20 protein-coding genes are annotated in these 20,085 nt (G+C 65.0%); 11 read left to right on the top strand and 9 right to left on the bottom strand.

Features of this window, described 5'->3' with window-relative positions; all coding sequences use genetic code 11:
• Window positions 1-48: 48 nt before the first annotated feature.
• Entirely contained in the window at window positions 49-906 is an 858-nt protein-coding gene (locus tag ACN0WF_RS15820; RefSeq protein WP_417773745.1) for a branched-chain amino acid aminotransferase, read from the bottom strand.
• Window positions 907-1,324: 418 nt separating this feature from the next.
• On the opposite strand from ACN0WF_RS15820, the gene ACN0WF_RS15815 reads away from it, so the two are divergent.
• Window positions 1,325-2,002, top strand: a complete 678-nt coding sequence (locus ACN0WF_RS15815; protein ID WP_417773744.1) for a haloacid dehalogenase type II — start codon at window positions 1,325-1,327, stop codon at window positions 2,000-2,002.
• A 52-nt stretch (window positions 2,003-2,054) separates the two neighbouring features.
• On the opposite strand, the gene clpS is transcribed toward ACN0WF_RS15815, so the two are convergent.
• Window positions 2,055-2,363, bottom strand: a complete 309-nt coding sequence (clpS, locus tag ACN0WF_RS15810; protein ID WP_417773743.1) for an ATP-dependent Clp protease adapter ClpS — start codon at window positions 2,361-2,363, stop codon at window positions 2,055-2,057.
• Between the two features lie 247 nt (window positions 2,364-2,610).
• Here clpS and ACN0WF_RS15805 point away from each other — a divergent pair, with 247 nt between their 5' ends.
• Together ACN0WF_RS15805 and ACN0WF_RS15800 are read left to right on the top strand one after the other, a co-directional pair.
• A complete protein-coding gene (locus tag ACN0WF_RS15805; protein WP_417773742.1) occupies window positions 2,611-4,776 on the top strand; it encodes a S9 family peptidase in 2,166 nt (721 codons plus the stop codon).
• A 94-nt stretch (window positions 4,777-4,870) separates the two neighbouring features.
• Entirely contained in the window at window positions 4,871-5,437 is a 567-nt protein-coding gene (locus ACN0WF_RS15800) for a DUF3833 family protein (protein ID WP_417773741.1), read from the top strand.
• A gap of 132 nt (window positions 5,438-5,569) precedes the next feature.
• On the opposite strand, the gene ACN0WF_RS15795 is transcribed toward ACN0WF_RS15800, so the two are convergent.
• Complete coding sequence (locus ACN0WF_RS15795) at window positions 5,570-5,779, bottom strand: DUF2892 domain-containing protein (RefSeq protein WP_417773740.1); 210 nt, start codon at window positions 5,777-5,779, stop codon at window positions 5,570-5,572.
• A 323-nt stretch (window positions 5,780-6,102) separates the two neighbouring features.
• Here ACN0WF_RS15795 and ACN0WF_RS15790 point away from each other — a divergent pair, with 323 nt between their 5' ends.
• The gene (locus tag ACN0WF_RS15790; protein WP_417773739.1) at window positions 6,103-6,465 is read left to right on the top strand and encodes a hypothetical protein; all 363 of its coding nucleotides are present in this window, start codon (window positions 6,103-6,105) and stop codon (window positions 6,463-6,465) included.
• 105 nt (window positions 6,466-6,570) lie between these two features.
• Here ACN0WF_RS15790 and ACN0WF_RS15785 read toward each other — a convergent pair whose 3' ends face one another.
• From ACN0WF_RS15785 to ACN0WF_RS15775, 3 genes are all read right to left on the bottom strand, one after another.
• A complete protein-coding gene (locus tag ACN0WF_RS15785; RefSeq protein ID WP_417773738.1) occupies window positions 6,571-7,170 on the bottom strand; it encodes a superoxide dismutase in 600 nt (199 codons plus the stop codon).
• A gap of 396 nt (window positions 7,171-7,566) precedes the next feature.
• Window positions 7,567-7,974 (bottom strand): DUF4332 domain-containing protein, encoded by a 408-nt coding sequence (locus tag ACN0WF_RS15780; RefSeq protein WP_417773737.1) that lies wholly within the window; start codon window positions 7,972-7,974, stop codon window positions 7,567-7,569.
• Window positions 7,975-8,085: 111 nt separating this feature from the next.
• On the bottom strand, window positions 8,086-8,460 hold the full coding sequence (locus tag ACN0WF_RS15775; RefSeq protein ID WP_417773736.1) for a DUF2267 domain-containing protein: 375 nt from the start codon (window positions 8,458-8,460) through the stop codon (window positions 8,086-8,088).
• 169 nt (window positions 8,461-8,629) lie between these two features.
• Here ACN0WF_RS15775 and ACN0WF_RS15770 point away from each other — a divergent pair, with 169 nt between their 5' ends.
• The 4 genes from ACN0WF_RS15770 (at window position 8,630) to ACN0WF_RS15755 (ending at window position 14,902) form a co-directional block, all read left to right on the top strand.
• Complete coding sequence (locus ACN0WF_RS15770; protein ID WP_417773837.1) at window positions 8,630-10,189, top strand: helicase HerA-like domain-containing protein; 1,560 nt, start codon at window positions 8,630-8,632, stop codon at window positions 10,187-10,189.
• 474 nt (window positions 10,190-10,663) lie between these two features.
• Window positions 10,664-12,745: an inverse autotransporter beta domain-containing protein gene (locus ACN0WF_RS15765; protein WP_417773735.1), complete on the top strand. Its 2,082-nt coding sequence runs from the start codon at window positions 10,664-10,666 to the stop codon at window positions 12,743-12,745.
• 177 nt (window positions 12,746-12,922) lie between these two features.
• On the top strand, window positions 12,923-14,314 hold the full coding sequence (locus tag ACN0WF_RS15760; protein WP_417773734.1) for a dipeptidase: 1,392 nt from the start codon (window positions 12,923-12,925) through the stop codon (window positions 14,312-14,314).
• Window positions 14,315-14,317: 3 nt separating this feature from the next.
• The gene (locus tag ACN0WF_RS15755; RefSeq protein ID WP_417773733.1) at window positions 14,318-14,902 is read left to right on the top strand and encodes a TIGR00730 family Rossman fold protein; all 585 of its coding nucleotides are present in this window, start codon (window positions 14,318-14,320) and stop codon (window positions 14,900-14,902) included.
• 160 nt (window positions 14,903-15,062) lie between these two features.
• On the opposite strand, the gene ACN0WF_RS15750 is transcribed toward ACN0WF_RS15755, so the two are convergent.
• Together ACN0WF_RS15750 and uvrB are read right to left on the bottom strand one after the other, a co-directional pair.
• Entirely contained in the window at window positions 15,063-15,383 is a 321-nt protein-coding gene (locus ACN0WF_RS15750; RefSeq protein ID WP_417773732.1) for a PAAR domain-containing protein, read from the bottom strand.
• A 76-nt stretch (window positions 15,384-15,459) separates the two neighbouring features.
• Window positions 15,460-18,318: an excinuclease ABC subunit UvrB gene (gene uvrB, locus ACN0WF_RS15745; RefSeq protein ID WP_417773731.1), complete on the bottom strand. Its 2,859-nt coding sequence runs from the start codon at window positions 18,316-18,318 to the stop codon at window positions 15,460-15,462.
• A 179-nt stretch (window positions 18,319-18,497) separates the two neighbouring features.
• Between uvrB and ACN0WF_RS15740 the strand changes: the two genes are divergently transcribed.
• From ACN0WF_RS15740 to ACN0WF_RS15730, 3 genes are read left to right on the top strand one after another with little or no spacing between them, the layout of a single operon-like run.
• Window positions 18,498-18,908 (top strand): nuclear transport factor 2 family protein, encoded by a 411-nt coding sequence (locus tag ACN0WF_RS15740; RefSeq protein WP_417773730.1) that lies wholly within the window; start codon window positions 18,498-18,500, stop codon window positions 18,906-18,908.
• The gene (locus tag ACN0WF_RS15735) at window positions 18,908-19,339 is read left to right on the top strand and encodes a MerR family transcriptional regulator (protein WP_417773729.1); all 432 of its coding nucleotides are present in this window, start codon (window positions 18,908-18,910) and stop codon (window positions 19,337-19,339) included. The genes ACN0WF_RS15740 and ACN0WF_RS15735 overlap by 1 nt, the downstream gene beginning before the upstream one ends.
• On the top strand, window positions 19,336-19,719 hold the full coding sequence (locus ACN0WF_RS15730; RefSeq protein WP_417773728.1) for a carboxymuconolactone decarboxylase family protein: 384 nt from the start codon (window positions 19,336-19,338) through the stop codon (window positions 19,717-19,719). The genes ACN0WF_RS15735 and ACN0WF_RS15730 overlap by 4 nt, the downstream gene beginning before the upstream one ends.
• A 51-nt stretch (window positions 19,720-19,770) precedes the next feature.
• On the opposite strand, the gene ACN0WF_RS15725 is transcribed toward ACN0WF_RS15730, so the two are convergent.
• Window positions 19,771-20,070: a SelT/SelW/SelH family protein gene (locus ACN0WF_RS15725; protein ID WP_417773727.1), complete on the bottom strand. Its 300-nt coding sequence runs from the start codon at window positions 20,068-20,070 to the stop codon at window positions 19,771-19,773.
• Window positions 20,071-20,085: the final 15 nt, after the last annotated feature.

The raw sequence follows: 20,085 nt of genomic DNA, 5'->3' as shown, positions 1-20,085 counted from the left end.
TTTCTCCGCCCGCCTCTTCTTGTTGTTGTCCCGGTGCCGCGACCACGCTCAGCCGTGGGCGAAGTCCCAGTAAAGCTCTTTCGCGCGCGCCGCGATCGGGCCCGGCTGCATCTCCCGGTCCTCGATCCGCTTGACCGGCACCACCTTGTAGTAGTTGCCGGAGGAGAAGATCTCGTCGGCGTCCAGGAAGTCGCCATAGCCGAGCGTCCGCTCGTAGACGTCGACGCCGGCATCGCGCAGCAGCTTGATGGTGCGCTGGCGGGTGATGCCGTTCAGGAAGGTGCCGTTCCACGCCGGCGTATGCACCGCCCCGTCCTTGGCCATGAACACATTGGCCGTGGTCAGTTCCGCGACATTGCCGAGCATGTCGAGCACGATGGCGTTGTCGAAGCCGCGCGACTTCGCCTCGACGATGGCGCGCGCGTTGTTCGGGTAGAGGCATCCGGCCTTGGCGTTGACGGGCATGGTCTCCAGCGTCGGCCGGCGGAACGGCGACAGCGTCAGGCTGATCGCCGTGTCCTTCGGCGCCATGCCGGCCTCGAACAGGCAAAGCGCGAAGCGCGTTCCCTCCGGATCGGCGGCGATGGTGCCGATGCCTTCGGTCTCGCCCCAGTACATCGGCTTGATGTAGACGGCGGCGTCGGAGGGGAACTTCTTCAGGCCTTCCCGAGCCAGCTCCATCATCTGCCCGACCTGCATCGTCGGCTTCAGGCCGAGAGCGCGGGCGGAATCGTTCACGCGCTGGCAGTGCAGGTCGAGATCCGGGGTCACGCCCTCGAATGCGCGCGCGCCGTCAAATACGCTGGAGCTCAGCCAGGCTGCATGGCTGCGGGTTCCCATGATCGGGGCGTTGCCCTCGATCCAGTCACCGTCGATCCAGTTCCAGGTCTGCGACCACTCGGCCATCTTCTTCTCCGATCCGTTGCGAGGTCATTTCGTGAAACGGATCGAACGCCCTTAGGCCGGCAAGGTCAAGCGTTTGCCCCCATCCGGTGGAAAAACGAATGGATTGTTTTTCAAGTCGCCTTGCATGGCTCTCACAGGGGCGTGAAACACCATATCGCGAGGAGAATTTTTCCTGCCCTTCCCTCGGCGTGCCCGATGTCGCGCAAGCACGGCGGTTCTTCAAGGAAGGGCTCGGCTGGCGCGGGGCCTGCTTCGTCCGTAGGGGCGTTGCCGACGATGGGGCGCCATCCCGCGCCGTGACGGGGATTTCACAAACAGGTGTTGGTTGCTGGCGGGACTGGGCCATTGACTTCGCGACTTGCGCGCGGTCACTCTGCGACGGTTTCCGGAAAACCGGCTTTCCCGCCAAGGACCTCTCATGTCGCATACCGCCGCCCGCCCGATCTCTGCCTATGTCTTCGACGCCTATGGAACGCTTTTCGACGTTCATGCCGCGGTGCGACGGCATGCGGGCGATCTTCCGCAGGCGCAGAGGCTGTCCGCGATCTGGCGCGAGAAGCAGCTCGAGTATTCCTGGACCCGGGCGCTGATGGGCCGCTATCTCGACTTCTGGGCGTTGACGGAACAGGCGCTCGATACGGCGATGTCGATCGTCGGCCACAGCGACGATGCGCTGCGGGCCCGGCTTCTGGAGGCCTACTGGAAGCTCGACTGTTATCAGGAGGTGCCGACCGTCCTCAAGCGGCTGAAGGATGACGGCCACCGGCTGGCGATCCTTTCGAACGGCTCGCCGGCGATGCTGGAAGCCGCCGTGAGCGCCGCCGGTATCGGCGATCTGCTTGACGAGGTCTTCTCGGTCGATCTGCTCAAGACCTACAAGACCAGTCAGGACGTCTATGAGATCGTCACCAATCACTTCCGGATTTATCCGGAGACGGTCTCCTTCCAGTCCTCGAACCGGTGGGACGTTGCCGGAGCGACGGCGTTCGGTTTCCGCACGGTGTGGATCAACCGCGCAGGCGCGGCTGACGAATACGCCGACCTGCCGCCCGCCGCGGTGCTCAACGATCTGAACGGCCTGCTCGCGCTGGCCTGATCCGCTCCTCTGCCAACCACCCGTCCGCCCTGGCAGGCAGCGGTTGCCCGGTTCACTCTTCCGGTTCGGTCTCGAAGCGCAGCGGGAAGCCGTTGGCCTTGCCTGCGTCGGAGGCGCGCGAGGCCTTGGTCTCGGCGACGTCGCGCGGGAACACGGCAACGACGCAGACACCCTGCTGGTGCGCGGTGATCATGACGCGGGCCGCCTCGTCCTCGCTCATGCGGAACTCGGCCGCGAGCACGGCCACGACGAATTCGCGCGGCGTGAAATCATCGTTCAGCAGGAGAACCTTGTAGAGGCGCGGGCGCTCGACGCGGGTGCGCGCTTCCGGGTTCAGCGTGGTGGTGTTTCGGTCGCTCATGGCGGCGGCTCCGGAGCGGTGCGGCCTTCAGGGCGCGCGCGAACCGCTCGCTTCTTGCTGGAGGTGCCCGCGTCGGGCTCCCCGCGGTCTTCGGGTGCTGGAGGGGCCGGCCGTTCTGCGTGCGCAGGACGTCACCCACTCTTCGGGCAAGGCAATAGCACAGATCGGATTGGGGTGCATCCTGTCTTGCGCCGCAGCATCATCGCCAGCCCTTGCCAGACGTCCCGCGAATGACTAATTCCGCCCCATGCTCAAAGACACAGCCTCCCCAACGTCCGCCGCCCGTCCCGACGCCGCTTCCGAGAGCGCCGTTCCGCAGGCCCGCAAGCACCCGGTCACCCACGAGATCCACGGCATCTCGCGCGAGGACCCTTACGACTGGCTGCGCGCCGGCAACTGGCAGGAGGTCATGCGCGCACCGGAAACACTGGATCCGGAGATCCGTGCCTATCTCGAGGCGGAGAACGCCCATCTCGAAGCCGCCATGGCCGACACACAGGTCCTTCAGGACACGCTGTTTTCCGAGATGAAAGGCCGGATCAAGGAGGACGACAGCTCTGTTCCGATGCCTGACGGCCCCTTTGCCTACGGCATTTCCTACGTGGCCGGAGGCCAGCATCCGCGGCTGGTGCGCATCGAGCGCGACCGGCTCGGCGAGGATTCCAGTGCGGGTGCGGAAATCCTCATCGACGGTGACCGTGAGGCCGAGGGGAAAGCCTATTTCCGTCTGGCCGGCGCCATGCACGCGCCCGATCATGGCAGGCTCGCCTGGGCCTATGACGACAAGGGCTCGGAGTTCTTCACCCTGAAGATCCGCGACCTGAAGAGCGGTCGCGACCTCGACGACGTGATCGAGGACACCGGTGGCGGTGGCGTCTGGTCCGCCTGCGGACGTTATGTCTTCTATGTGCGGCTTGACGACAATCACCGGCCCTCGAAGCTGTTCCGCCACGAGATCGGCACGCCGACGAGCGCGGACGTTCTTGTCTACGAGGAGGCGGATGCGGGCTTCTTCATGGGTGTTGGCAAGACCCAGTCGGGCCGGTTCATCAGCATCGACATCCATGATCACGAAACGTCGGAAACCTGGCTGATTCCGTCCGACACGCCGACCGCCGAGCCGCGCCTGGTCGCTGCGCGCGAGACCGGCACGGAATACACGGTCGACGATGACGGTGCCGGCACGCTCTACATCCTGACCAATGCCGATGGCGCGGAGGACTTCCGCATCGCAACGGCCGCGGCCGAAGTTGTGCTGTCGAACCCGGGGCGCGATGCCTGGCAGGACCTGGTACCACACCGGAGCGGGCGGCTGATCCTGTCGCACACGGTGTACGCCAAGCACATGGTGCGGCTGGAGCGTGAGGACGGCCTGCCGCGCATCGTCGTCCGGCGCATTGCCGACGGCCTGGAACACGCCATTTCCTTCGACGAGGAGGCCTATTCGCTCGGTCTGTCGGATGGCTACGAGTTCAACACCAACCGCATCCGCTTTTCCTATTCGTCGATGACGACGCCGGCGCAGGTCTTCGACTACGACATGGAGACGCGCGAGCGGGCGCTGCGCAAGACCCAGGAAGTGCCCTCCGGCCATGACGCGGGCGACTATGTCACGCGCCGCATTCACGCGCCGGCCGCCGACGGCGAGACGGTTCCCGTGTCGCTCATCTACAGGAAGGACACGCCGCTCGATGGGTCGGCACCCTGCCTTCTCTATGGCTACGGCTCCTATGGCATTACCATTCCTGCGAGCTTCAACACCAATTGCCTCTCGCTGGTCGACCGCGGCTTTGTGTATGCCATTGCCCATGTGCGCGGCGGCAAGGACAAGGGGTTTCGCTGGTACAAGGACGGGCGACGGGCGCAGAAAGAAAATACCTTCAGGGATTTCATCACCGCCGCAAGGCATCTCGCCAGTGAGGGCTTCTCCTCTTCCGACCGGATCGTGGCGCAGGGTGGTTCCGCCGGCGGCATGCTGATGGGCGCGGTGGCCAACATGGCGCCGGAGGCCTTTGGCGGCATTATCGCGGAAGTGCCCTTCGTCGACGTGCTCAACACGATGCTCGACGAGACCCTGCCGCTGACCCCGCCGGAATGGCCGGAATGGGGCAATCCGCTCGCTTCGCTGGAGGACTACCGCACGATCGCGGCCTATTCGCCCTACGACAATGTCGCCGCGCAGGACTACCCGCCGATCCTTGCCGTTGGTGGCCTGACCGATCCGCGCGTCACCTACTGGGAGCCCGCCAAGTGGGTCGCCCGCCTGCGTGAGCTTCGCACCAACCAGGCGCCGCTCTACCTGAAGACCAACATGGAAGCCGGTCACGGCGGAGCCTCCGGCCGCTTCGACCGGCTGAAGGAAGTGGCCCTCGTCTATGCCTTCGCATTGAAGGTCGCGGGCCGGGCGGGCTGAAGAAGCAATCCACGATGGGCTCAGGCGCGTAGGAAAGGGAAGAGGCGGTGCGATGACGCCGCCTCTGTCCCTCAAGCGATCCGGGAGACCGTCGATGCCTGTTCTCGTCTTCTGCCAGGAAGCCGCGCGACGAAGCGTACGCGCCTGGTTCGCCGTGCTTGCCGCGGTCTTCGTTCTGTCCCTGATCGCTGCAAGCGCCGCCTCGGCCGCCGGAGCCCGTCCGTTGGTTCTCGAGGAATTCTTCCAGGGCCGGACGGTGGGTGAGGGCGTGTTTGTCAGCGACTTTGCCGGCGTCAGGCGTCCCTTCACCGTGGTGACCCGGGGTACCTGGAACGCGAAGACCTTTACCCTGCGTCTGCGCGAGGATTTCCGCTACGCCGATGGCGAGCGGGACACGAAGGTCTGGTTCTTTCAAAAGGTCGCGGCCGACCGCTATATCGCCTCGCGGTCCGACGTGCTGACGCCCGTCAACATCCGCTCGGGCGGCTCTCGGCTGCGCTTCGACTATCCTGCAACGGTCGAGACGGCCGACGGCCCCGTCGCGCTGCGGTTCTACGACACGCTGACGCAGGTCGACCGCAAGACGGTGCGAAACACGGCCAATGTGATGAAATACGGCTTCGTGATCGGAACGGTAGAGGTCACCTTCCACAAGCCGTGAGCCGGTATAACAAAGAAAGCGGGCGGAGCATGGCGCTCCGCCCGCTTTCCGGGTCCGGAATGTCCTCGTGCCATCCGCATGGGGCTCGCGGCTGGCACATCTCTCCGGATCCGGTTCACATCCGGGTGCCGGTCAGCTGGTGCTGCAGGTCTTGATGCCGAAGAGCGTATAGGCCGGGCACCAGCGAAAAAGCCCGGTCGCCAGCGGCACGACGCCGATGAAGCCGACCCATTTCCATGCGACATCCGCCGGGCCAAACAGTGCGAACGCGATCAGCGCCAGGCCGACCACGATCCTGAGAGCGCGGTCGACACCGCCGACATTGCTGGTAACGAGGGACATGATGGATCTCTTTCCTTGGCGAGGGCGTGACAACGCATAAGTGAATTCTATATTTCGAATATAATGATTAAATGAAATCATTTCAAGCGCATCGGTATTGGTGCGGAGGCGGCGAAAACAGTATGGACCCTTCGAAACCTGCCTCATGCGATAAGATTGCCGAAAGGGATGGGCGCTAGGCTGTCGCATGCGATTTCCCCCTTCTCCCGCCGCATTTTAGTTTGAAAAATGCCGGGAAGGCGCGTGAAAGCGCGGGATCACCTCATGAGGCGCCGGCACGCGGCCGGGCACCTTGCCCAATGAACAGACCAGAAGAGGCCACTATGCGAAACCGCCTGTCGAGGACGTCGACCGCCCTTTGTCTTGCCGTCGCCCTTGCCGCCGCGCAGGCCGTGCCGGCCAATGCCGGCATCCTGTCCGATCTGCTTTTCGCGCCGACTCATGACCCGGCCTATGTGCCCCAGACCTACGGCACCCAGTACGACTGCAAGGCGATGTCGCAGAAATACGGGGCGCAGAACGTCTGGCGCGGCCTTATCGGCGGGCGCAAGCAGGTGGACCTTCGCGTGAGCCAGTATTCGCGCGAAGGCTGCTTCAAGACCCAGGCCGAGTGCCAGGCATTCCTCACCTATATGTCGGGCTACTTCCTGCAGGTGTTCACGCAGTCCTGCCGCAAGGGCGCGTGATCGCGCGCCTTCGGCCTCCTGCTTGGTAGATACGAAAAAGGCGGGACCCTTGGGTCCCGCCTTTTCTATCTGCTTGCTCCGGCTTTGCGTGCCGGGCGAACCTGATCAGGAGGCCTTCTGGAGCAGTTCCTCGACGTACTCCCAGTTGATCAGGTTGTCGACGAAGGCCTCGAGGTACTTCGGGCGCGCGTTGCGGTAATCGATGTAGTAGGAGTGCTCCCACACATCGACGCCGAGCAGCGGCGCAGCGCCATGGACCAGCGGGTTCTCGCCGTTCGGCGTCTTCATGATTTCCAGCTTGCCGTCCTTGAGGGCGAGCCAGGCCCAGCCGGAGCCGAACTGGCCGGCGCCGGCGGCGAGGAAGTCCTCACGGAACTTGGCATAGCCGCCGAGATCGGAATCGATCTTCGAGGCAACGGTGCCCGGAAGCTTGGTGCCGCCGCCATTCGGCTTCATCCACTTCCAGAAATGGATGTGGTTGAAGTGCTGCGCGGCGTTGTTGAAGAGGCCGGCGTTCTTGCCGAAGCTCTCCTTGATGACGTCCTCGAGAGACTTGCCCTCGAGACCCGATCCCTCGAGCAGCTTGTTGCCGTTGGTCACATAGGCCTGATGATGCTTGTCATGGTGGTACTCGAGCGTCTCAGCCGACATGTAGGGGCCAAGCGCATCATAGGCGTAGGGAAGATCCGGGAGTTCAAAAGCCATAGTGACGTCCTCCGAGTAAGTCGGGCAGTTCGATGTGCAGGGCGAGCGCGGCTCGGCGGCCCGCAAGTGCGGCGGGCACGCGCAGCCGTGCACCTGCGCGAGTTAATTGAGATGACCCGTGCCGCGTGAGGCGGCTGGCGGGCCAGAGCGGCGACGCCGCGAGCGTGTGTCGCGGATGCCTGTCTCACAAGGGAAAATAGGCACCTGACCGGCAAACGGCAACGGGTGCCAGCGGAATTTCCCGTATGGATCGGCCGGGACGTCGCGGCGGCAAGGCACTCTCGCGTGAAATGGGGAGGCCTTGCAAAAACACAGCCGACGCCGGTGCTTGGAACAGCTTCAGTCGACAGCAGGGCAAAGACGCCAGGTTGACCCGGGCGCCCTTGCCAGGTCGCGTCAGTAGGTCATCATCGGGTCGAGCGACTTCGCCTGCTCCACCCATTTCTCGACCGCGCTTTCGCTCGGAAGCTGACGAACGAGCTTTTTCTCCTCGTTCACTTCCTTCATCTTGGCGGCCAGGTTCGCGGCGTTGCGGTGCTTCAGTTCCTTGACCGTGTCGACGCCCGCTGCTTCCAGCAGCTCGGAATATTCCTCGCCAACGCCGCTGATGCGCATCAGGTCGGCCATGTTCGCCCACTTCAGGATGCGCTTGTCATCGATGCCGGTTTCCTCGGCGAGTGCCTTGCGTCCCTTGGGATCCTTGGCCCGTTCCAGATAGGCTGCTGTGGTCTTGATCCCGATCGCGGTCAGCTTTTCCGCATAGACGGGGCCGATACCCTCAATCTCGTCGATGGAATAGGACATCTTCTTCTCCGTGGTGCCGGTCCTTGGACCATGATTGACGGACCTTCTGCGGATCGGCGCGCGTTGCCCCGGCGCGCCGCCGCTCCCTGCCTGTTCCTTGTTCGCCCGTGCCTAGACGATCTGGCCGAGGCCGGGAATTCCATCGATGACCTTGTCGACCAGCTCGTCGCCGGCGTGTTCGCGCGCCACTTTCACCAGTTCGCGCGTGACGGTCTGGATCTCGCCCATGTCGAGGCCGGCGCTGTTGAGCTTGTTGAGCGCGCCCATGGCGCCCATCGCTCCGCCAAACATGCCACCCAGCATGCCGCCGCCGCGCTCTTCCTCGGTGACGAGTGCCTCGGCGCCGGGCATGGCGGCAAGCACCTTGTCCACCTGCTCCTGCGGGCCGTCCTTCTTGAGGAAGTTGAGGATAATCGTGACGGCCTCACGCGCAACATCCTCGCTGATGCCGGCGGCCGAGGCGATGCGGCTGATGATTTCGTCCATTCGATCCTCCAGAATCAAGATATGAATTCGTGTATCTGACACCAGCGCGGGCCGATCCACAACAGCTATACACGACCCCTGCGGCACGTTACATGACAGGAGCGGCCGGCCGGAGCGGGCCGTGCGGAAGAAGTCCGGGCGCGTGCCGGGCTGTCGGGGCTGGAGTGCGATGCTGGAAGACGCGGGCAAGATCTTTATCGGCGGCTCTACGAAGCCGGAATACCTCACGCTCAAGCTGGCCAACCGGCACGGGCTGATCACGGGCGCCACCGGCACGGGCAAGACCGTATCGCTTCAGATCCTGGCCGAAGGCTTTTCCAGTGCCGGCGTTCCCGTCTTCTGCGCCGACGTGAAGGGGGACCTCTCCGGCATCGCGGCCGCCGGTGAGGAAAAGGACTTCCTTGAAAAGCGCGCCCGCCAGATCGGGTTCGAGGCCGATTACGTCTACGAGGACTTCCCGACGATCTTCTGGGACATCTTCGGCGAGAAGGGGCATCCGATCCGCGCGACGGTCTCCGAGATGGGGCCGCTGCTGCTGTCGCGCCTGATGGATCTCAACCCGACTCAGGAAGGTGTCCTCAACGTCGCTTTTGAGTTGGCCGACGACGAGGGCTTGCTGCTTCTCGATCTCAAGGACCTGCAATCGCTGCTCGCCCATGTGGCGGAGCGGGCTTCGGAACTGTCGCGGGTCTATGGCAATGTGTCCAAGGCCTCTGTCGGCGCGATCCAGCGCCAGCTTCTGGTGCTTGAGCGCCAGGGCGGAGAAGCGTTCTTCGGCGAGCCGGCGCTCGACATCCGCGACATGATGCGCACGACCCGCGATGGGCGCGGCGTCGTGTCGGTGCTGGCTGCCGACAAGCTGATGGGCGCGCCGCGCCTCTACGCGACATTCCTGCTCTGGCTGCTTTCCGAGCTCTTCGAGGAACTGCCCGAAGTGGGCGATCCCGAGAAGCCTCGCCTGGTCTTCTTCTTCGACGAGGCGCATCTGCTCTTCGACGAGGCGCCCAAGGCGCTGCTCGAGAAGGTCGAGCAGGTGGTTCGCCTGATCCGCTCCAAGGGCGTCGGCGTCTATTTTGTCACGCAGAATCCGCTCGATGTGCCTGAGACGGTGCTGTCCCAGCTCGGCAACCGCATCCAGCACGCGCTGCGCGCCTATACACCGCGCGAGCAGAAGGCGGTGAGGGCGGCGGCCGAGACGTTCCGTCCCAACCCGGATCTCGACACCAGCCAGGTCATCATGGAACTCGGTGTCGGCGAGGCTCTGGTCTCCACCCTGGAAGGCAAGGGCATCCCCTCCATCGTGCAGCGCACGCTGGTTCGCCCGCCGTCGTCGCGGCTTGGACCGATTGGCGACGCGGAGCGGCGCGAGATTCTTGCCGCGAGCCCGCTGGCGCATATCTACGACGATCCCATCGACCGGGTGTCGGCCTTCGAGGTGCTGCAGCGGCGGGCCGAGGAAGCCGCGCGGCTGGAAGAACGCCAGCAGATGCGCGAGGAACAGGAGGTTGCGCGTCGCGGGACGACGAAGCGCACCCGCTCCGGCTTCTCGATACCGGATTTCGGTCGCGACGACACACCCAAGCCTCGGCGCTCGCGTGCGCCCACGCGTCGCTCGCGCTCTGATTCCGTCGTCGAGACGGCAGCCAAGTCCGTTGCCCGTTCCGTCGGCTCGGCTCTCGGACGGGCGCTGGTTCGCGGTATCATGGGGTCCCTGAAACGCGGGTTTTGACAAGGGTGGGGAAAACGTGGGCAGCCGTGGGAGAGGGCATGGCTGTCTGCGCTCGCAATTGACGCTGCGTTCTGTAAGGCTTGTGTCCAAACGGATATAGCGACGCGATTTATCTTTTTAATACAATGGAAAAGCTACAATCATGAGTCATTGACTCATGTTTTTTGATCTTCTATCCGTGGCGCATCGCCGGTCCGACGGGCCGCGCGGAACCGCTCGGAATGACCTAGCCAGAGACGCAAGGCCACCTCCGTAAATCCTGCAATGCTAATCACGGAAACCGTGCGCGCATCCGGCGTGACGGCAGGGCTATCCTGTCGCTCGCCTGCCGGAGTGCCGCCCTGCGCCACCATGACCAGAAACGCTGACACAAGACGACACACCGCCCCCCGACGCGCCCGCACGAGCGGTGCGCGGTCCCGCTTCCTGCAGGCGACGGCTCTTTGCTCGCCGCTTCTTCTCGGTCTGCCGGCAATGGCGGACGAGGGTGCCAAATGGAGCGCGCATCTGGAAGTCGGCGGCAAGGTCGGCACCAAGACGGCCATTGGCGAGACCTCGCTCTTCGTGCCCCTGTTCCAGACCTTCGACAGGCTGATCTACACGGATATCCGTGGCGCCTTCGGCAAGCAGGGTTCGCAGGAGCTCAATGCCGGTCTCGGCATTCGCCAGATCATCGACAACCGGTGGATCCTTGGCGCCTACGGCTTCTTTGACTATCGCCGGTCCCAGTACAACAATCACTTCAAGCAGATCACGCTCGGTGCCGAGGCGATGACCGAGAGCCTGACGCTGCGCGCCAACGCCTATCTGCCGGTTGGCAAGACCCGCCAGACGCTCGCCTCCCATGACAGCGTCGCGGTCGGCTCGGGCGCGATCACCGTGCGCGAGGGCCAGGAGCGGGCCATGCGCGGGTTTGACGCGGAAGCCGGCGCGCTTCTCAAGGGGCTCCAGCTCACCGCCGACGGCAAGGACCAGTTCTGGATCTATGGCGGCGGCTACGCTTTCTGGGAGGACCGCACGGAGACGGTATGGGGACCGCGCGTGCGCGCCGAGTACCGCATCGACGACGTGCTGTTCGAAGGCAGCCGCGTCAGCCTGCTTGCCGAGTACCAGTATGACGAGCCCCGCGGCAACCAGGGCTTCTTCGGTGCGCGCCTGCGCCTGCCGCTGCAGCGTGTCTTCGGCGTCAACGGCGGCTCGAACCTGACGCCGCTGGAGATGCGGATGACGGAGACCGTGGTTCGCGACGTCGATGTGGTGACGCAGGCCGGCGCCTTTGGCGATGCCGTGACCGGGATCGATGCCGCCACCGGGACGGCCCTCGATAACCTCGAGATCCTCGATGCCTCGAGCGCGACGCTTGAGCAGGACATCGAGACCGCCGGTGCGGCCAAGCAGATCTTTGTCTATGGCGCGGGCGAGCGGATCGATGTGTCCGGCACGATCAGCCTCACGGCAAGCCAGCGTGTCGCGGGTGCCTTCAACGTGCGCAATCCGCTGACCGGCCGTACGATGCGCGTCGGCGACACCCGCATCAACGGCACGAGCACGACGACGGACATCTTCGAGATGGCCGAGGGCGCGCGCCTGACGGGCTTCACCCTGTCCGGCGGCCGGACGGCGGTCAATGCGGACGGAGCGAACAATGTCACGCTCGCCGACCTGACCATCACCGACGTTGGATCGGGGGGCATCAACGTCGAGAACGCCTCCAACCTCACCATTTCCGGCGTCCGCTTCTCAAACGTCAGCTTCTCCGGCGCGGACGGCTTCAGCAACTTCAACCCGACCTCGACGGTCAAGGGCGTGGCCATCCGCCTCAACCGGGTTGACGGTGCGACGATCAGCGACGTGACCGCCGACACGGTCGGCATGGGCGTTTTCGCCAATGTTTCCGAGAATCTGGTGCTGACCAACGTCAACCTGTCGAACACGAGCAAGGAAGCGGTGGTCTTCCACTATGTCCACAACGCCGAGCTCGACGGCGTCAACATCGAGCGCACGGGCGCCGATGGCGTCGCCTTTGTCGCCTCGGGGGACATTGCCTACCGCAACTCCAGCCTGACCGGCCTCGGTGCGGTGACCAATGCCGGCAAGCGCAGCGGCATCAACATCAGCGGCTTCAGTGGCGACGGCTCGATCATCGTCGGTTCTGAATCGAACAAGGGCTATGCCTTCGAGAACCTCGTGATCGCGGGCGCCACCAACAGCGGCATGATGGTGCAGGAGGTGCGCGACTCCAGCTTCCGCAACATCGCCATCTCGGATGTGGATCTGATCGGCATCCAGCTCATGCAGATGCTCAATGCCTCGCAGAACCTGGAATTCGAGAACGTCACGATCGACAAGGCGGGCAATGCCGGCTTCTGGATGATGGGCGCCTTCAGCAATCTCAACGGCGGTATCACCACCACCGGCACCGACGTTCCCTGCGGCCGCTCGCCCTACATGGCGACCTCGCTGAACCAGGCGGCGGGTAACGTCTTCTCGGTGAACGGCAGCGCGATTGACGGGGCGAATGTGTCCACCGCCTGCGTCGAGGCGAGCAACTTCTGAGCGTGTCGCCCTTCGGGGCGGCGCGACTTCCCCGCGGCCAGCGGCCTCCCGAACCTCTCGGGGGGCCGTTGGCGTGTCCGGCTTGCCTCCGAAGAAGAACTGTGGCCATCTTTGGCTCCCACAGCTTTGCGCCGTTCGCCGCGCAGGTTCGCAAAAATCACTCCGGAGCCTTCTTCCATGTCCGATCTCGACCGGGTTCTCTCCCGTATCGACGCCGACTTCGACGCCTCCCTCGACCGCCTGTTCGATCTGCTCAAGATCAAGAGCATCTCGACCGATCCCGCCTTCAAGCCGGATTGTCGGGCCGCCGCCGACTGGCTCGCCCGGGAGCTGACGGCGATCGGCATTCCCGCCGAGGTGCGCGACACGCACGGCCATCCGATGGTCGTCGGTCACCGCAAGGATGAGGGCAAGCCCGGCCCGCATGTGCTGTTCTACGGCCATTACGACGTGCAGCCGGTCGACCCGCTCGAGCTTTGGGAGCGCGATCCCTTCGAGCCGTCGATCGCCACCCGCGAGGACGGGTCCAAGGTCATCGTCGCGCGTGGCGCGGCGGACGACAAGGGCCAGCTCATGACCTTCGTCGAGGCGGCACGCGCCTGGATTGCCGAGACAGACGGCCTGCCGATTTCGGTCTCGATCCTGATCGAGGGCGAGGAGGAATCCGGCTCGCCCTCGCTCCATCCCTTCCTCGAGGCCAACAAGGACGAGCTGTCGCTCGACCTGGCCCTGGTCTGTGACACGGGCATGTGGGACCGCGAGACACCGGCCATCACCACCATGCTGCGTGGACTCGTCGGCGAGGAAATCACCGTCACGGCGGCGAACCGCGATCTGCATTCGGGCATGTACGGCGGCGCCGCGCTCAATCCGATTCACGCTCTGGTCAAGGTCCTCGACGGCCTGCACGACAAGGACGGCCGGGTGACGCTGCCGCATTTCTACGATGGTGTCATCGAGATGCCGGCGGACGTAACGGCACTCTGGGACAAGCTCGGCTTCGACCATTCCACCTTCCTCGGTGGCGTCGGCCTGGAGACCCCGGCCGGTGAGACCGACCGCAAGGCTCTTGAGCAGATCTGGACGCGCCCGACCTGCGAGATCAACGGCATCTGGGGCGGCTACACAGGCGCCGGCTTCAAGACGGTGATCCCGTCCCAGGCCCATGCCAAGGTCTCGTTCCGCCTTGTCGGCGATCAGGATCCGGATCAGGTCCGGCTCGCCTTCCGCACCCATGTGCGCGAGCACCTGCCGGACGATTGCACGGTGAGTTTCTCCAAGCACGGCGGCGCGCCGGCGCTGCGCCTCGACTTCGACAGCCCTGCGCTCAACAAGGGCCGCAAGGCGCTGGCCGACGAATGGGGGCGCGAGGCGGCGCTGATCGGGTGCGGCGGTTCAATCCCGATCGTTGGCGACTTCAAGACCATGCTCGGCATGGATTCGCTGCTGATCGGCTTTGGCCTGGATGACGACAAGGTGCATTCGCCCAACGAGAAATACGACATGTCCAGCTACCACAAGGGCATCCGCTCCTGGGCCCGCGTGCTTGCCGAACTGGCAGAGGGCTGACCTGTGGCTGTATCTGTCTGCGTTTTCTGCGGTTCCAGCATGGGCCGGCTTCCGGTCTATGAGGAGATGGCGCGCGCGACCGGAGCGGCGATTGCCCGCACCGGTGGCCGCCTCGTCTACGGCGGAGCGAAGGTCGGGTTGATGGGGGCGGTCGCCGATGGCGCGCTCGCCGCCGGCGGCGAGGTCATCGGGGTTTTGCCCCGGGCCTTGCAGGAAAAGGAACTCGCTCACACCGGCCTTACGGAGCTGCACGTCGTCGGATCGATGCACGAGCGCAAGGCGAAGATGGCGGATCTTTCGGAGGCCTTCATCGCCCTGCCGGGCGGTGCCGGCACGCTGGAGGAACTGTTCGAGATCTGGACCTGGGGCCAGCTCGGCTATCATCGCAAGCCTTGCGGTTTCCTCAACGTCGCGGGCTTCTACGATGGCTTGCTGGCTTTCCTCGACAAGCAGCGGGACGAGGCCTTTGTCCGCGCCGAGATGCGCGACATGGTTCTGGTCGAGGAGAAGCCCGAGGCACTGCTTGCCGCCTTCGCCGCCTATGAGGCGCCGAAAACGCCCAAGTGGATCGAGCGTTCCGAAACATGAGATGCCGGGGGCGCCCCCGCGCGCCCCCGTTCACCTGTCTGCCCCGGTCATCATTGGGCGCCGGCGCGGAGGAAATCCCGCGCAGTGGCGCTTGACATCGCCCAGCCAACGGGCGGGCCTCGCCGGCATGGTGCCAATGCGGCGGGGAGGGATCCCGGTGCTAGTTCGGCAGGCAGGTAACGTCCCCGGCGCGGCCGGCGGGTGCGCCGCCGATGATCACATCCGCAGATCCGCCGCCGATGCAGCCTTCGCGTGGCGCCACCAGACGCACCGCCGGCTCGCCCTCGATTGAAACGCCGGCAACTGGTTCGAACATCCCCAGCGGGCAACTCGCCACATCCGAGAGCCGCAGGGCCGGCTTGCCGTTGATAATCACCGACGATGCTCCGCCGGTGGCACAGGTCGGCATCTGCTGCGCGCGTGCTGGAGTGGCAACAAGGGCGGCGACGAGGAGGAGAGGGCAGATCACAAGCATCTTCATGCGCCGAGTCTGCCCCAGCCGGGCCGCATGAGCAATATCGCGATTTGCCCGCCTGGCGAATCCGTGGTGAGCTTTGTTACTGCCCCGGGCGACCACTCTTCTTCGAGCGGCCGCGGCGGCGCTTTTCGTCCGCCGGATCCTCGTAGGACCCTGTGCCGATCTTGCCCCGCACCAGTGGTTTCGCGTCGTCCTCGGGGGCTCCGCCGGGTTTGGCCGGAAGCGGTCCCGAGGCAAGCGGCACTTCCGTCCGGCCAACGGTCATCTCGTCGAGCGTGTTCTTCCGCGCCTTTGACTTCGTCGGCATGTTGGCGCTTGCGCCGTACTTCTTGTCGCCCTTGTAGCCGCCTGTCTTGCCGTCCACGGCGGACTGGCGCGACAGCGGGTCGTCGGAGAGCGCCAGCTCCGTCTGCTGCAGGCGCTTGACCTCGTCGCGCAGGCGCGCGGCGGTCTCGAATTCGAGATCGGCGGCCGCCTCGCGCATCTTCTTTTCCAGATCCTCGATGTGGGCCTTGAGGTTGTGGCCGACGAGATTGCCGTCCTCGGCGTAGCCGGCCTCGACCGTCACATGGTCCTGCTCGTAGACCGACTGCAGGATGTCACCGATGGTGCGGCGCACGCTCTCCGGCGTGATGCCATGCTCCACGTTGTAGGCTTCCTGCTTCTCCCGGCGGCGGTTGGTCTCGGCGATGGCGCGTTCCATCGAGCCGGTCTTGCGGTCGGCGTAGAGGATCACCTTGCCGTCGACGTTTCGCGCCGCACGGCCGATGGTCTGGATCAGCGAAGTCTCGGAACGCAGGAAGCCTTCCTTGTCGGCATCGAGAATGGCGACCAGCGCGCATTCGGGAATGTCGAGGCCCTCGCGCAAGAGGTTGATGCCGACCAGCACGTCGAAGGCGCCGAGGCGCAGGTCGCGGATGATCTCGATACGCTCCAGCGTGTCGATGTCGGAGTGCATGTAGCGCACGCGCACGCCGTTCTCGTGCAGATACTCGGTGAGATCCTCGGCCATGCGCTTGGTCAGCACGGTGACCAGCGTGCGGTAGCCCTTCGCCGCCATCTCGCGCACCTCGCCGAGCAGGTCGTCGACCTGAGATGTGGCGGGGCGAATGTCGATCGGCGGGTCGATGAGGCCGGTCGGGCGGATGACCTGCTCGGCGAAGACGCCGCCGGCCTCCTCCATCTCCCAGCCGCCCGGTGTCGCCGACACGCAGACGGTCTGGGGCCGCATCGCATCCCATTCCTCGAAACGCAGCGGCCGGTTGTCCATGCATGAGGGCAGGCGGAAGCCGTATTCCGCCAGCGTCGCCTTGCGGCGGAAGTCGCCCCGGTACATGCCGCCGATCTGCGGAATGGTGACGTGGCTTTCGTCGGCGAAGACGATGGCATTGTCGGGCAGGTATTCGAACAGGGTGGGCGGCGGCTCGCCCGGCGCCCGCCCGGTGAGATAGCGCGAGTAGTTCTCGATGCCGGCGCAGGAGCCCGTCGCCTCGAGCATCTCCAGGTCGAACAGGGTGCGCTGTTCCAGCCGCTGCGCCTCGAGCAGCCGGCCGTGGGCGTTGAGCTCCTCAAGCCGCTGCTTCATCTCGCTCTTGATCGACTTGGCCGCCTGGGCAAGCGTCGGCTTGGGCGTCACGTAGTGCGAATTGGCGTAGACCTTGACCGACTTCATCTCGGCCTGCTTCTGGCCGGTGAGGGGATCGAACTCGGTGATCGTCTCGATCTCGTCGCCAAACAGCGACACGCGCCAGGCCCGGTCCTCGTAGTGGGCCGGGAAGATCTCCACCGTGTCGCCGCGAACGCGGAAGGTGCCGCGCTGGAAGGCGGCGTCATTGCGCTTGTATTGCAGTGCCACGAGATCGGCGAGCAACTGGCGCTGGTCGATGCGCTCTCCGACCTCCAGCGCGAAGGTCATGGCGGTGTATGTCTCGACCGAGCCGATACCGTAGATGCACGAGACCGAGGCGACGATGATCACGTCGTCGCGCTCGAGCAGCGCCCGGGTGGCCGAGTGGCGCATCCGGTCGATCTGCTCGTTCACCGAGCTTTCCTTCTCGATGTAGGTGTCCGTGCGCGGGACATAGGCCTCCGGCTGATAATAATCGTAGTAGGAGACGAAATACTCGACGGCGTTGTTGGGAAAGAAGCTCTTGAACTCGCCGTAGAGCTGGGCCGCCAGTGTCTTGTTGGGCGCCAGGATCAGCGCCGGGCGCTGGGTGCGGGCGATCACCTGCGCCATTGTGTAGGTCTTGCCCGAGCCGGTGACGCCAAGCAGCACCTGCGTCTTGTCCTGGGCCGACAGCCCCTCGACGAGATCGGCGATGGCGGTCGGCTGATCGCCCTTCGGCTCGTATTCAGAGACGAGCTTGATCTCAACGCCGCCTTCGGACTTCTCCGGCCGCGACGGGCGGTGCGGCACCCAGGCCTCGCCATTCTTGTGCAGCGGATTGCCGCTCTCGATCAGCGCGGAAAGCGCCTCGACGGTGGCCGTATGGCCCGTGGTGCCGTCGGACATCACCGGCGCGGCCGCCTTGCCCTTGCCTTTCCGCTTCTTCTTGGTCTCCGCGACCTGCTTGGCCAGCAGTGCTTCGGCCTCTTCAAGACTCATGTCGAGCCCGGAAACCGGGTTCAGGCCGCCAGCGGCGCGCTCGCGCGGATCGCTCGTCGCCCCCATGGAGGTGCCACGCGCCGAGCGGGCGGGTTTCGCCGTCTTACTCTTGTCGCTCGCGGCGGTCTTGCCGCCCGCGGGCTTCTTCGCTCCGGCCGCGGTGTCCTCCTCGATCTGCCGCGCCCAGTCGGACACGCCCCCGGAAAGCGGCGCGCCCTCGAAAGCGGCCTGCGGTGCCTCGCCGAAGCCCGCAGGGCCAGCTTCGTCGCGGGCGTCGCGGGTCTCGGAATCGGGGGCGGAACGGGACGGGGAGGAGGGTCGCTTGGCCATGACCGCAATATGGTCCGAAACCCGGCGCGCGAAAACCCCGCGTTCCGCATTTGTCCGCCATAAAGGCGAGACATGCTGACAGCACGGTGTCAGGAGGAGGCCGATTGAAATTTTCCTCTTGACCTGGAGCGCGCTCCAGCTCCCAGGGTCCGAAGCTGGTTCCAACAGGAGACAGCTCCATGAGCGTCATTGAAGCGTTTTTCTCAGCCCTGACGAGCGGCGACGCGGAGAGGGTTCTGCCCTTCATCGCAGCGGACGCGACCATCGTCGGGGTTCGCGCGACATCCGATCCGCGCCTGCCGATCTACGGTACCTATCGCGGGCGGGAGGGGATGCGGGCCTTCCTTGGAGAGCTGCGTGCGGCCTTCGAAACGGAGGCTTTCGAGGTCGAGGACTTTCTGGAAAGCCCAAAGCTCGGCTTCGCATCGGGGCACTTCCGGCACCGTGTTCGCCACACCGGACGCCTGTTCGTGTCCACTTGGGCCTTGCGAGCCAGGCTTTGCGACGGGAAGATCGAGCACTATCTGTTTTTCGAGGACACGGCCCGACTGGAAGCGGCCTTCGGAGTGTCGACGGCGGAGGCTGCGTGATGATGATCGGTGACCTTGCACAGCGGACCGGCCTGAGCGTCGATACCCTGCGCTACTACGAGAAGATCGGGCTCATTCCCGCGCCTCTGCGTGATTCTGGCGGGCGGCGGATCTACGACACGGCGATCCTCGGCTGGCTCGATTTCCTCGACCGGCTGAAGGCGACCGGGCTCGGCATGCGCGACCGACTGCGTTACGCCGACCTGCGCACCCACCCCGGCGTTGCCTCGGTGCGCGAACGCCGCGAGATGCTGGAGCGGCATCGCGAAAAGGTCGCGGCCGATCTGGACCGCCTGGGCGAAACGCTGAAGCTGCTCGATGACAAGGTTGATCTCTATCGCCGGATCGAGAGCGGAGAGGTCGATGACCCGGTCGCGCCGCTCAGCGAGGCGCTGTCGTCCGCGGCAGGTCATCGGGGGAGGGCATCATGAGCGCCGCGCTGGAGAAAGGGCGGGGCCTCGCCGCACGGCTGAACCCGGACCTCGAAGCCGTGCTCGCCGAGCGCTACGACGATCTGCTCCCGGGCTTCGCCGAGAGCCTGATCGAATGGGCCTACGGCCGCCACTATGCGCGCGGAGGACTCGATCTGAAGACACGCCAGCTTTGCACGGTAGCGGCGCTGACGGTTCTGGGTGGCCAGACGGGCCCGCAACTCAAGATCAACATCGAACACACGCTCGCCGCCGGCGCCAGCCGTACGGAGATCATCGAGGCGATCTGGCAGATGGCCGTCTACGGCGGCCTGCCCGCCGCCATCAACGGCCTCAACGCAGCCCAGGAAGTCTTTCAGGCCGTGGACCACGGCGGATAGACCGTCCGTCAATGTCCTGAAATGTGGCTCATGCGGATTGCCTTCTCCCGCTCACTCCTCCTGCTTGTGACCGTCTGAATGCCCCAGCGGGCGGTCAGGCCAGACGAGGTCGCGGACGCGTTGTTTCAAGTGTTTGGCGTCCGGGAAGCCGCCGTCGGTCTTGCGGTCCCAGACGGGCTGTCCGTCGCAGGTGATGGTGAAGGTGCCGCCGGTCGCGGGAACGAGGGTGATGGAGCCGATCTCCTCCGAGAATGTCGACAGCAACTCCTGGGCCATCCACGCCGCGCGCAGCATCCAGCCGCACTGGCGGCAGTAGGTGATCGTCAGGGCGGGGCCGGGTGTCTCGGTCATGATGGGATAGGCTCA

It is taken from the genome of Stappia sp. (assembly GCF_048268045.1).
GTDB lineage: Bacteria > Pseudomonadota > Alphaproteobacteria > Rhizobiales > Stappiaceae > Stappia.
The sequence above is the reverse complement of the archived record's forward strand: the minus strand, read 5'-3'. Positions and strand labels throughout refer to the sequence as shown.